13 protein-coding genes are annotated in these 12,035 nt (G+C 68.6%); 5 read left to right on the forward strand and 8 right to left on the reverse strand.

All coding sequences use genetic code 11. From position 1 onward, the window contains the following. Positions 1-158: 158 nt before the first annotated feature. The 5 genes from C8E99_RS09600 to C8E99_RS09620 form a co-directional block, all read right to left on the reverse strand. Positions 159-443, reverse strand: coding sequence for an HU family DNA-binding protein (locus C8E99_RS09600; protein WP_115932098.1), 285 nt, complete (start codon positions 441-443; stop codon positions 159-161). Positions 444-858: 415 nt separating this feature from the next. Continuing rightward, the gene (gene rpsN, locus C8E99_RS09605) at positions 859-1,164 is read right to left on the reverse strand and encodes a 30S ribosomal protein S14 (protein ID WP_115932099.1); all 306 of its coding nucleotides are present in this window, start codon (positions 1,162-1,164) and stop codon (positions 859-861) included. 3 nt (positions 1,165-1,167) lie between these two features. Next, positions 1,168-1,335 carry a 50S ribosomal protein L33 gene (gene rpmG / locus C8E99_RS09610; protein ID WP_115932100.1) on the reverse strand — a complete coding sequence of 56 codons (168 nt, stop codon included), beginning with the start codon at positions 1,333-1,335 and terminating at the stop codon, positions 1,168-1,170. 1 nt (position 1,336) lies between these two features. After that, on the reverse strand, positions 1,337-1,573 hold the full coding sequence (gene rpmB, locus C8E99_RS09615; protein ID WP_115932101.1) for a 50S ribosomal protein L28: 237 nt from the start codon (positions 1,571-1,573) through the stop codon (positions 1,337-1,339). Positions 1,574-1,936: 363 nt separating this feature from the next. Next, positions 1,937-2,479 carry a MarR family winged helix-turn-helix transcriptional regulator gene (locus C8E99_RS09620; RefSeq protein ID WP_425452924.1) on the reverse strand — a complete coding sequence of 181 codons (543 nt, stop codon included), beginning with the start codon at positions 2,477-2,479 and terminating at the stop codon, positions 1,937-1,939. A gap of 246 nt (positions 2,480-2,725) precedes the next feature. On the opposite strand from C8E99_RS09620, the gene C8E99_RS09625 reads away from it, so the two are divergent. After that, entirely contained in the window at positions 2,726-4,105 is a 1,380-nt protein-coding gene (locus C8E99_RS09625; RefSeq protein ID WP_115932103.1) for an aspartate aminotransferase family protein, read from the forward strand. Here C8E99_RS09625 and C8E99_RS09630 read toward each other — a convergent pair. Both C8E99_RS09630 and C8E99_RS09635 read right to left on the reverse strand, forming a co-directional pair. Beyond that, positions 4,095-4,694, reverse strand: coding sequence for a DUF6328 family protein (locus tag C8E99_RS09630; protein ID WP_115932104.1), 600 nt, complete (start codon positions 4,692-4,694; stop codon positions 4,095-4,097). The two genes, C8E99_RS09625 and C8E99_RS09630, sit on opposite strands and share 11 nt — an antisense overlap. Next, positions 4,691-7,339, reverse strand: coding sequence for an ATP-dependent DNA ligase (locus C8E99_RS09635; RefSeq protein WP_115932105.1), 2,649 nt, complete (start codon positions 7,337-7,339; stop codon positions 4,691-4,693). Before C8E99_RS09635 ends, C8E99_RS09630 begins: the two co-directional genes overlap by 4 nt. A gap of 45 nt (positions 7,340-7,384) precedes the next feature. Here C8E99_RS09635 and ku point away from each other — a divergent pair, with 45 nt between their 5' ends. Then, positions 7,385-8,467 carry a non-homologous end joining protein Ku gene (ku, locus tag C8E99_RS09640; RefSeq protein ID WP_115932106.1) on the forward strand — a complete coding sequence of 361 codons (1,083 nt, stop codon included), beginning with the start codon at positions 7,385-7,387 and terminating at the stop codon, positions 8,465-8,467. Between the two features lies 1 nt (position 8,468). Continuing rightward, on the forward strand, positions 8,469-9,497 hold the full coding sequence (locus C8E99_RS09645) for a DNA topoisomerase IB (RefSeq protein ID WP_115932107.1): 1,029 nt from the start codon (positions 8,469-8,471) through the stop codon (positions 9,495-9,497). Here C8E99_RS09645 and C8E99_RS09650 read toward each other — a convergent pair. Beyond that, complete coding sequence (locus C8E99_RS09650; protein WP_115932108.1) at positions 9,494-9,778, reverse strand: DUF7218 family protein; 285 nt, start codon at positions 9,776-9,778, stop codon at positions 9,494-9,496. The genes C8E99_RS09645 and C8E99_RS09650 overlap by 4 nt on opposite strands. A gap of 193 nt (positions 9,779-9,971) precedes the next feature. Between C8E99_RS09650 and C8E99_RS09655 the strand changes: the two genes are divergently transcribed. Together C8E99_RS09655 and C8E99_RS09660 are read left to right on the forward strand one after the other, a co-directional pair. Next, positions 9,972-11,225 (forward strand): NRAMP family divalent metal transporter, encoded by a 1,254-nt coding sequence (locus C8E99_RS09655; RefSeq protein WP_115933380.1) that lies wholly within the window; start codon positions 9,972-9,974, stop codon positions 11,223-11,225. Positions 11,226-11,230: 5 nt separating this feature from the next. Further along, positions 11,231-12,019, forward strand: coding sequence for a putative hydro-lyase (locus C8E99_RS09660; protein ID WP_115932109.1), 789 nt, complete (start codon positions 11,231-11,233; stop codon positions 12,017-12,019). Positions 12,020-12,035 lie beyond the last annotated feature (16 nt).

Here is a 12,035-nt window from a genome sequence, read left to right on the forward strand (position 1 = left end):
CGCGGATTCTACCGGCTGTAGAAAACTGCGAGGCCGGGGTTGGGGCCGGCCACAGGATGCCGAGGAGTTAACCGACGAAGGCGCCCCACCGAGTGGAGCGCCTTCGTCGATGGCCGGATGGCGGGACCCGTGAGGGCCACGGCCGGGGCCGTCCTGGATCACTTGCCGGTGGCAGCAGCCTTCAGCTTGGAGCCAGCGGAGATCTTGACCGAGTGGCCGGCCGGGATCTGGATGGTCTCGCCGGTCTGCGGGTTGCGGCCGGTGCGGGCAGCGCGGTCGGTGCGCTCGACGGCGAGCCAGCCGGGGATGGTGACCTTCTCGCCCTTGGAGACCTGGGCGGAGAAGATCTCGAAAACGGCATCCAGCACGCCATTCACGGCGGCCTGGGAGTTGCCGGTCTTCTCGGCGGCGGCGGCGACAAGTTCACTGCGGTTCATAGCCATGTGTCCTCCTGGACTTCGATGGTGGTTTCCCTTGGCCCGAACCGGTCAGATCCGGGCACGTGCTTCGAAAGCTACCACCCGAAAGCGCGGAAACACGCCATGGAAGCCCGTAAACACGCGGATTCTAGGGGAATTCCCACAAATTTCCGCCTCTTGGGACCCTCACGGCGGCAAAGGGCCCTCTCCGCAGAGGAGAGGGCCCTTCATCCCGTTGGTCACGACCATCCTGGTCCGGGCCTGCCCACATCCAGACTCAACCCTGCACGTTCGCCCGCGGAGGGACGAGGACCCTCAGAGGCCAAAACGACCGAAGGGGTGGCAGACCCAACGGTCTGCCACCCCTTCGGATGGTGTGCTTGGTGCCGGAAGGCACCGTCACCGGGCCAGAGGCCGGCGGGTTGTCACCGGGTAGACGTCACCAGGACGACTTGGTGATGCCCGGCAGCTCGCCACGGTGGGCCATGTCGCGGAAGCGGACACGGGAGATGCCGAACTTCTGGAAGGTACCGCGCGGGCGGCCGTCGATGGCGTCGCGGTTGCGGACGCGCACCGGGGAGGCGTTGCGGGGCAGCTTCTGCAGGCCCACGCGGGCGGCCTCGCGCGCTTCATCAGAAGCGTTCGGGTCGACCAGGGTCTTCTTCAGCTCCAGGCGCTTCTCGGCATAGCGGGCAACGATGACCTTACGCTGCTCGTTCTTGGCAATCATGGACTTCTTGGCCATGCCTCAGCGCTCCTCTCGAAATTCGACGTGCTGGCGTGCAACCGGATCGAACTTCTTGAGCACGATGCGGTCCGGGGTGTTGCGGCGGTTCTTGCGGGTCACATAGGTGTACCCGGTGCCGGCGGTGGACTTCAGCTTGATGATGGGACGTACGTCCTTGTCCTTGGCCATGTCAGAGCTTCACTCCCTTGGCGAGCAGGTCGGCGATGACGGCGTCGATACCGCGCACGTCAATGGTCTTGATGCCCTTGGCGGACAGGGTCAGCGTCACGTTGCGGCGCAGGGACGGAACCCAGTAGGTCTTCTTCTGGATGTTCGGGTCGAACCGGCGCTTGGTGCGACGGTGCGAGTGGGAAATGCTGTGGCCGAAACCTGGCCCAGCCCCGGTTACCTGGCAGTTTGCTGCCATGATCACTCCTCGTTGCAAGTAGTAGTAAAAGAACGGGCGGAACCCGTTGTGAAGCCTCCGGACGAACCGGGCGCTCCACGAGTCCCGCCACCAGTTGTGACACCGCGCTCTTACTGCGACTTTCCGAAGGGTAACCAGGCTGGGTGAGATCCAACCGAAGTGCCCTATATCGCGGGGGAAGACGGTGAGTCCCCAGCCGGCGCCGGTGAAGGCTGGCCGGGGATCCGGTTACGGGAAGCACGTTGTTTTCCGATGTCCTGGCGGCCCCTGCGGAACATGGGCACACCACAACTCAACGTGGCTTAACGCCGTTCCATCTTAGGGCACAGTCCCGCATCGTTCAAACTGGGCGACGGGAGCCGCTTAGGCGGGCCGGGGCTTGTCGTTCGCCAAGGCCGGATCCCGGAAGACCCAGTGCTCCGGGTCCAGATGCGCGAGGATCTTGGAGCCGATCCGGCCCAGGTCGGCCAGGTCGCGGTCATCCAGGCTGTCCAGCAACCGCGCGCGCACGCTGGCCACGTGGTGGGGGGCCAGACGGACGATCTCAGCCATCCCCTCGTCCGTGATGACGGCCATGGTGACGCGAGCATCCTCGCTCGAGGGGCTGCGCCGCATCAGGCCACGACTCTCGAGCTTGCGCGCCACATGGGACAGCCGTGACAGGGAGGAGTTCGTGCGCGCGGCGAGCTCGCTCATCGGCAATGCCTCACCACTCTCCGAGAGCATGGCCAGCACCTGGTACTCGAAGAAGCTGACGGTGCCCTCCATCTGAAGGTCTGCCTCCAGGGTGGGCATGAGCTGCATGTGGGTGGCCACGAGGGTCAGCCAGGCCCTGCGTTCCGCGGCGGACAGCCAGCGGACGCCGTCGAGGCCGGTCTCCGCGGAGGACTCCGCGCCCCGGTCCACCTGAACAGAATCTTTCACGGGGTCCATGGTCCCATGGTGCCATTCCGCTAGCGGGGCCCGGCGCGCATCACGCCACGTGAACCGGATAACTCTGTTCCCACCTGTTGACACCTGTTCGCCCTCGGTCGCATTGGCCCGCACACACCCGCCGCCGCGGTGGATCAGGCATGCTGGTGTATAGGAGTGTCCCCTGACACATCATGATGGACACTCCACGATGCACGCCGGCCAGTACCAGGAGAGTCGATGACCATTCAACCCGTGTCCCCCGACCCGTCTATCAGCGAGGATCTGCTGGCCGCCGGCCGCAAGGCCTACGACCTCGACCGCGAGCACGTGTTCCATTCGTGGAGCGCCCAGCGGACCATCACGCCGATGACGGTCGTCCAGACGGAGGGACCCTATGTCTGGGACGGGAAGGGCCACCGGCTCATCGACTTCTCCTGCCAGCTGATCAACACGAACATCGGCCACTCACACCCGAAGGTCGTGGCCGCCATTCAAGAGCAGGCCGCGGGTATCGCCACCATCAACCCCGCCCACGTCAACGCCGCCCGGTCCGAGGCGGCCCGGCTCGTGGCGGACCTGGCGCCCGGGGACCTGAACCACGTGTTCTTCACGAACGCCGGTGCGGACGCCGTGGAGCACGCCGTGCGGATGGCCCGGGTCCACACGGGCCGGCCCAAGGTCCTGTCCGCCTACCGCGCGTACCACGGGGGCACGGACCTGGCCTTCGCCCTGACCGCAGACCCCCGGCGGAATCCCGTCGACAAGGCGACGGCCGGCGTCGCCCATTTCATGCCCGCCTATCCGTACCGCAGCTATTTCCACTCGACCACCGAGCAGGAGGAGTCCGAGCGCGCGCTGGCGCATCTGGAGCAGACCATCCTGCTGGAGGGGCCGCAGTCGATCGCGGCGGTGATCCTGGAGTCCGTCCCCGGCACCGCGGGGATCTACGTGCCGCCGGCCGGGTATCTGCAGGGGGTACGGGAGCTGACCCGCAAGTACGGCATCCTGTTCATCGCGGACGAGGTCATGGTGGGCTTCGGCCGCACCGGCCAGTGGTTCGCGGTCAACCACTGGGGCGTGGAGCCGGACCTGCTGACCTTCGCCAAGGGCGTGAACTCCGGCTACGTGCCACTCGGCGGGGTGGCCCTCTCGGACGCGGTCTACGAGACCTTCGCCGAGACGCCCTACCCGGGCGGGCTGACGTACTCGGGCCACCCGCTGGCGTGTGCCGCGGCCGTGGCCACGCTGAACGCGATGCAGGACGAGGGCATGGTGGCCAACGCGGCCCGGCTGGGTGCGGAGATCATCGGACCGCGTCTGCAGGAGATCTTCGAGGCGCACCCCTCCGTGGGCGACGTCCGCGGCCTGGGCGCCTTCTGGGCCGTGGAGCTGGTGAAGAACCGGGAGACCAAGGAGCCCATGGCCGCCTACGGCGGATCCTCCCCCGAGATGAACGAGCTCGTGGCCGAGTGCAAGAAGCTGGGGCTGTTGCCGTTCCAGAACATGAACCGCATCCATGTGGCCCCGCCACTGAACGCCCCAGACGAAGTGGTGCGCCACGGACTGGACATCCTGGACCAGGCCCTGGCGGTCACCGACCGGTACGTCACCGGCTGAGCACGGGAGACTCCCCACCTGGTGGCCCGGTACGGGTCTGGCCGCCGGCCCGCGGCCCGGGGCGCAGCAGCGGCGGGAGCACCCCCATCAGCACCGCGATCACGAGGGCGGTGGCGCCGGTGATCCACCAGGCCACGTCAGTGGCCACCAGGACGTGGGCGATGAACGCCACGCAACCGGCCAGCAACAGTCCCATCCCAGCCAGGCAGATCCGCACCACGCGGTCCCCCAGCGCCACGGTGCGGTTCTTGACGAGCTGGCCGAAGAAGCGCCGGTGGATCACCACGGGCAGCAGCATCAGGACGGTCAACAGCACCGCCGTCACCAGCAGCGCCAGATACCACCCCTGGAGATGGCTGGCCACCTCCGCGAACCGGGCCTGGAACGGCAACGTCATCAGGAACGCCGTGACGATCTGTGTCCCGGTCTGCATCACCCGCAGCTCCTGGAGCAGGTCACTCCAGTTGCGGTCCAGCTTCTCCGCCGGCGTCTCATGCCGGAAGGCCGTCTCCGGGGACGCGCTCTCTCCGTCCTGCGCCGGGGAGGCGTTCTCGTCGGCCGGCTCGGGGCCGTGCGCCGCGCGGCTCACGGGATCTCCCAGCGCACCTCGTCAGGGGATTTGTCCTCACGCCAGCCCCGCCACGAGGCCTGTCGAACGCGGCCGGAACGGGTCCGGCCGGCCAGGGACAACTCGCCCACCAGGGACGGGGTGACCCACCAGGCGTCGGAACGGTCCTCGGCGGGCACATCCGGCACCGGCGGGGTCTTGCGGTGCAGGGGCCGCAACCGGGCTTCGGTCTCCGCCAGCTGGGTCGCCGAGAAACCGGTGCCCACCCGCCCGGCGTACCGCAGCTCGCCCGCCTCGTCCGGGACGGCCACCAGCAGGGAGCCGATCCCGCCCGACCGGCCTCCCTTGCCCTCCCGGGCCCCGATGACCACGACCTCCTGGTGCTGTTGCAGCTTCAGCTTGATCCACGCGGAGCCGCGCCGCCCCGGCAGGTACAGGGAATCCGTCCTCTTGGCGACCACGCCCTCGAGCCCGAGATCGCGGCTGGCCTGCTGGGCCCGGGCAAGCGTCCCGCGGTATCCCGGCGGCACGGATACCACGTCCCCGTTCCCGACGCCGGCCTCCAGCACCTCTCGACGCTCGCCATGGGTGGTGCGCAGGAGGGAGCGGACCTGCCGCCCCGAGGCGCCCGGCGGCCCCAGCTGGAGGATGTCGAACACCAGATACCGCAACTCGATCCCCTCCGATTCGGCGGCGGACCCGTCGGTCTGACGGGTCCGTCCGGAATGTCCGGTCCGGCTGGACCGGCCCCGACGCCGCGTTCCCCGGCTGGTGCGGCCGCTCACCTCCTGGAGCAGTCCGAAGTCCGGCCGGCCCTGGTCGTCCAGGGCCACGAGTTCCCCGTCGAGCACCGCCCCGCCACACTCCGCCGCCGGCCCGGTGAGCAGCCCCGTGAGTTCCTGCAGGGAGGGATAGTCGGCCGTCAGGTCCTTGCCGTTGCGGCTGGCCAGGACAACCTGCCCGGGCGACACCCCGGCCAGGAGACGGTAGCCGTCCCACTTCATCTCGTAGGACCAGTCCTCATCTGCAGTGAGGTCGGCCGGCCGACCGGAGGTGGCCAGCATCGGAGCGGGCAGGTCTGCGACGGTGAATCCGGCGGCCGTCGAACCCTTCGCGGTAGCTTTCGTGGTGGGCTTCGGGGCGCGATCCTCATGGGGTTTCGCCGTGTTCGCCTCCGGCTGGTCCTGCATGAGGTGGAGCAGCCAGTTGTCCTCCCCGCCCATGCCGGGGGCGTTGATCAGGGCATAGCGCCGCGGCACCCCGCCGAGGCCGCCGTCCGGGCGCCCGGACAACACCGCGATGACCTCCTTGCCCTCCCGCCACTTCTCGATCTCGATGGTCCCCGCGTCCCAGATGGTGACTTCTCCGGCGCCATACTCGCCCTTCGCGATGGTGCCCTCGAAGGTGCCGTACTCCAGGGGGTGGTCCTCGGTCTGGACGGCCAGCCGGTTGGTCCCGGTGTCCAGGGGCGGCCCCTTGGGCACCGCCCAGGACACGAGCACCCCGGAGTGCTCGAGCCGGAAGTCCCAGTGCAGTCGCCGTGCGTGGTGCTCCTGGATGACGAAGGTCGGCCGCTCGCCCTCGCCGAGCTGCCGTTCCACGGGCGCCTCCCCCGGCACCGGTTCGGCAGTCTTGCTCGCGTCCCGCATGGACCGATACTTCTCGAGGCGGTCGTTCGCGGCGCCGGTGCCCGAACCGTTGCCGCGGCCGCGTGCACCCGGCGGCCGGCCAGCGTCGCCCCCGTCCGGGCCGTCGGAACTGTCTGCGCCGTCCGGCACCCAACCGAGGGGTGCCAGCGGGTCCTGGCCGTCGGCGACCCGCTCCAGAACGTCCGCGAGCTCCAGGTGCTTGAGGTCCGGGTCATCCAATTCCACCCAGGTCCGCGGCGCAGCCACCCAGGGACGGTCCCGCCCGCGCAATGAGTAGGGAGCCACGGTGGTCTTGGATCCGTTGTTCTGGCTCCAGTCCACGAACACCTTGCCGGCGCGGCTGGCCTTGCGCATGCTGGAGATGATCTCATCCGGATGATCTGCCTCCAACGCCTTGGCCAGCTCGTGGGCCACCGCACTGATGGCGTCCGCGTTGTGCTGGCCGTCCAGCGCGGCGTAGAGGTGGATGCCCTTGGACCCCGAGGTCACCGGGTAGGACTCCATGCCCATGTCCGCCAGGATGTCCCGGCACCAGCGCGCCACCTCGGCACAGTCGGCCAGGCCCACCCCCTCCCCCGGATCCAGGTCCAGCACCAGGCGGTCCGGGTTGCACGGCTGCCCGTTCCGGCCGAAGCGCCACTGGGGAGTGTGCAACTCCAGGGCGGCGACCTGGGCGAACCACGCCAGCACGGCCGGCTCATTGGCCAGCGGATAGGTGTTGGTGTGGTCAGTGTGCGCGATCCTGCCGGTCGGGATCCAGGACGGCGCAGAGTCCTCGAGGTCTTTGCGGAAGAACACCTGTCCGGGCTTCTCTGCCGTGCCCACGCCGTCCACCCACCGCTTGCGGGTGACCGGGCGCTGGGCCACCTGCGGTATGAGCACGTCCGCCACTGCGAGGAAGTACTGCATGACCTCGGCCTTGGTGGTGCCGGTGGCCGGGTAGAGCACCTTGTCGAGGCTGGAGACGGAGAGCTGGTGTTCACCGACGGTGTAAGTCTGCCGCGCGGATCGTGCCATGCCACCTCTCCCCCCGGCTGCCGACAACGGCCTATGCTGACGCCCATGAGAGCCATCTGGTCTGGATCTATCACCTTCGGCCTGGTGAACGTCCCTGTCAAGGCGTACTCGGCGGCGAAGAAGCATGACATCAGCTTCCACCAGGTCCACGACGCCGACGGCGGCCGGATCCGGTACCAGCGCCGCTGCGAGGTGTGCGGGAGGAAGATCGACTACGAGCACATCGACAAGGCCTACGAGGATGGCGAGCAAACCGTGGTCCTCACCGACGAGGACTTCGCCTCGCTGCCGGAAGCGCAGAACGACGAGATCGAGGTGGTGCAGTTCGTCCCCTCGGACCAGATCGACCCCATCATGTTCGGCAAGAGCTACTTCCTGGAACCCCAGGGCAAGTCCCCGAAGTCCTACCTGTTGCTGAGGCAGGCCCTGGATGACACCGACCGTACCGCCGTGGTGACGTTCGCGCTGCGCCAGAAGACCCGGCTGGGCGCGTTGCGTGTCCAGGACGACATCCTGGTGCTCCAGGCCATGCACTGGGCGGACGAGGTCCGGGAGGTCGATTTCCCCGCGACCCGGTCCCAGGCCAAGATCGGCACCAAGGAGAAGAAGCTGGCGGCGGCCCTGGTGGACCAGTTCGCCTCGGATTTCACGCCGGAGGAGTTCGAGGACACCTATCAGGTGGAGCTGCACAAGCTCGTCGACGCCAAACTCGAGCAGGGCGAGTCCCTGGACACTGCCGCCACGTTCGGCGAGCGCGGGGAAGAGCCGGGTGGCGGGGACACCGGCGAGGATGCCGAGGTCATCGACCTGATGCAGGCCCTGAAGGCGTCCCTGGACAAGAAGCGGGGCGGTCGCAAGGCGGCCGGCGGCAGATCCGGCAAGGGCTCAGGCACGGCGTCCGGCACCACGTCGGGGGGCAAATCACCAGCGAAATCGGGAGCCAAATCGGGGGCGAAATCGAAGACGAAGTCCGGAACCAAGTCCGGTACCAAGTCCGGTTCCAAGTCCGGAACCACATCGACTGCGAAGGCCGGAACCAAGTCCGGCGCCAAGTCCGGCTCGAGGTCCACGACGTCGTCCCGGAAGTCGGGGTCCGCCTCGTCGGCGAAGCGTCGCAAGAGCGCCTGACATGCCCCGGCTGACGGCATCGGTTCCGGGCAGCGGGGGCTACACCCGCCGTCGAGCCGGTACGGGCTTCACCTACCGCGGCGCCAACGGCCGCCGCATCACCAACACCAAGACCCTCGAGCGCATCCGTAGCCTGGTCATCCCGCCGGCCTGGACCGATGTCTGGATCGCCGCCTCGGAGAACGCCCACATCCAGGCCACCGGGATCGACGACGCCGGCCGGAAACAGTACCTCTACCACCCCCAGTGGCGTGCGCGGCGGGACGCAGAGAAGTACGAGCGGGCCCTGTCTTTCGCCGAGGCCCTGCCCGGCCTGCGCCGCCACGTCACGCGGGACCTCCGGCCGGGGACGCCGGGCCCTGACGGTACGGGCGGAGCAGGGGCCCGCGACGGGAACGGCGAGGTGAGCGGCCGGCGTCGGACCCTGGCAGCGGCCGTGCGGTTGATGGACCGCGGCGCCCTGCGTGTGGGCGGCTCCGAGCACACCGGCCAGCTGGAGGCCTTCGGCGCCACCACCCTGCAACGACGGCACATGGACGTCGTCGGCGACGATGTCCACCTGGTGTTCCGGGGCAAGTCCGGCAGCGAGTGGGACGTGACCCTGCGGGATGCGGATCTCGCGGAGTTCCTCGCCGGCGTCCCGGCGACGCCACGCAAGGCCCCCGCCCTGGCTTATCCGGTCCAATCCGGCCGGCGCCGGGAGTGGAAGGGTGTGACGGCAGCGGATGTGAATGACTACCTCACGGACCTGGCGGGGTTGGAGTTCACCGCGAAGGACTTCCGCACGTGGCAGGGGACCGTGGCGGCGGCCCGATCCCTGGCCCGTTCACACCGCGCCGGAGTGAGCGGGCCGGATGCGGTGAAGATCGCCGTGCAGGCGGCGGCCGACCTGCTCCACAACACGCCCACCGTGGCCCGGGAGTCCTACGTGGACCCCCGGGTGGTGGACCTGTTCGAGCGGGGACGGGTAATGGACCTGGACCGTCAGCCGGACCGGGCGCTGCTGCGGCTGCTCACCGGCGGTGACTAGTGGTTGCGCAGCTTGTCGATCAGTTCTTCCTTGCGGAGATCGGAGTAGCCGGAGAGGTCCAGCTCCTTGGCACGGTCCTTCAGTTCCTCGACGGTCCAGTCGTCATAGGAACCGGATTCGCCGCCGCGCTCACCCACCTCGGACCGGCTGTCTCGGGCGGCGGCATTCGAGATCCGGGCCGCCTTCTCCTTGCTGGCCCCGTCCTCGCGGAGGGATTCGTACATCTCCTCGTCCTTGATCTGCGGGGCGTCGGATTCCTTGGATGCGTTCTTCTTGGCCATGCGGCCAGTCTGCGCCCGCGGAGCGGTCCGTTTCAACCGGCCCTCCGCCGTGTCCTCCGGCTGGAGGATGCTCCCCCTCCCCGGGTCACGCGCTCTGATTGTTGAACAATGTATTGCCATGATTGTTGAACAACCTGTAGTGTTCCCACAGATTCAATCGGTGACCCGCATCACGCGCCCCTGGAAGGACACCATGGAGGAACCCACGCAGGACCCCGCACTCGCGAACGCCCCGGCCGCCCGGAAACGGCGTCCGAGAAACGCCCAGCGCACGGCCCTGCTCGGTGCCATGTTCCTCATGGCGACCAGCGCCATCGGTCCGGGCTTCATCACCCAGACCACCACGTTCACCGTCCAGCTCGGCGCTGCCTTCGCCTTCGCCATCCTGATCTCGATCCTTGTGGACATCGCCGTACAGCTGAACGTCTGGCGCATCATCGGCATCTCCGGGCTGCGCGCCCAGGAACTCGGCAACAAGGTCCTACCGGGCATCGGCTGGGTGCTCGCGGCCCTGGTCTTCGCCGGCGGCCTGGTCTTCAACATCGGCAACATCGCCGGGACCGGCCTCGGGGCCAATGCCATGCTCGGCGTGGATCCGAAGATCGGCGGCGTGGTCTCCGCGGCTGTCGCCATCCTGATCTTCCTGTCCAAGCGGGCCGGCATGGCCCTGGACCGGATCGTCGTGATGCTCGGCGCCGTCATGATCCTGCTCATGCTCTATGTGGCCGTCGTGGCCGCGCCGCCCGTCGGAGAGGCCCTGAAGAACACGGTCATGCCGGAGACCGTGGACATCCTGGTCATCACCACCCTGGTGGGCGGCACGGTGGGCGGCTACATCACCTACGCCGGTGCCCACCGCATGATCGATTCGGGCATCCGCGGCCCAGGGGCTGTGAAGGAGATCACCCGCACCTCCATCCTCGGCATCATCGTCACCGGTGTCATGCGAGTGTTGCTGTTCCTGGCGATCCTCGGCGTGGTGGCCAGCGGCGTGGCTCTGACCAGTGACAACCAGGCGGCCGAGGCGTTCCAGCATGCCGCCGGCGAGATCGGGCTACGGATGTTCGGCGTGGTCCTGTGGGCCGCCTCGGTCACCTCGGTGATCGGCGCCTCTTACACCTCCGTCTCCTTCATCACCAGGACGGACGGCAACCCCCGCCGCCGCAACATGCTCACCGTGGCCTTCATCGCCGTCTGCGCCGTGATCTACGCCTTCCTGGGTCAGGCGCCCCAGACCCTGCTGGTCTTCGCAGGGGCGTTCAACGGCCTGATCCTGCCCATCGGCTTCGCCGTGCTGCTGTGGGTCGCCCTGCGCCGCCGGGACCTGCTGGGCGGTTACCTGTACCCCGTGTGGCTCATCGTCATCGGGGTGATGGCCTGGCTGGTGACCGTGTTCCTGGCTGTCTATTCCTTCGGCCCCGCCATCGACCTGCTGACCGGAGCCTGAACCGCATGACCGAGAACCTGTCCACCCTCTCCCCTGCCGAGGCCCGGGCGCGCTTCCGCGCCGGGCTGGTGCGGCCGACGTCGGGCATCTCCGCGGGGTATGCCCAGGCCAACCTGATCATCGTCCCGGCGCCCCACGCCTTCGACCTGCTGCTGTTCGCCCAGCGCAACCCCCAGCCCATGCCCCTGCTGGGCGTGCTCGACGCCGGCCAGGTCACCTCCGGCCTACTGGCCGGCGGCGACATCCGCACGGACGTCCCGCGGTACGTGGTCTACGAGGACGGAATGCCGGTGGCGGAGCCGACCGAGATCACCGACTGGTGGCGGGAGGACCTCGTGACGTTCATCGTCGGCTGTTCCTTCACCTTCGAGGCAGCTCTGGTGGCCGGCGGCGTGCCCGTGGCCCACCAGCAGCAGGGGGTGAACGTGCCGATGTACCGCACCTCGACCCGATGTGCCCCGGCCGGGACCCTGTCCGGGCCACTGGTCGTCTCGATGCGGCCGGTCCCGGCGTCCCAGGTGGCCGACGCCGTCCGGATCACCTCCCGCTACCCCGCGGTCCACGGGGCGCCCGTGCACGTGGGGGCGCCGCACGAACTCGGGATCACGGACCTGTCCCGCCCGGACTTCGGCGACCCGGTGGAGATCCCGGCCGGGCATATCCCGGTCTTCTGGGCGTGCGGCGTGACCCCGCAGGCGGCCGTCATGGAGTCGCGACCCCCACTGGCGATCGGCCACGCACCCGGGCACATGCTCATCACCGACGCGCGGGATTCCGACTACCTGGTGCCCTGAACCCCGCAGCCGGGCC

The organism is Citricoccus muralis (genome assembly GCF_003386075.1).
Lineage (GTDB): Bacteria > Actinomycetota > Actinomycetes > Actinomycetales > Micrococcaceae > Citricoccus > Citricoccus muralis.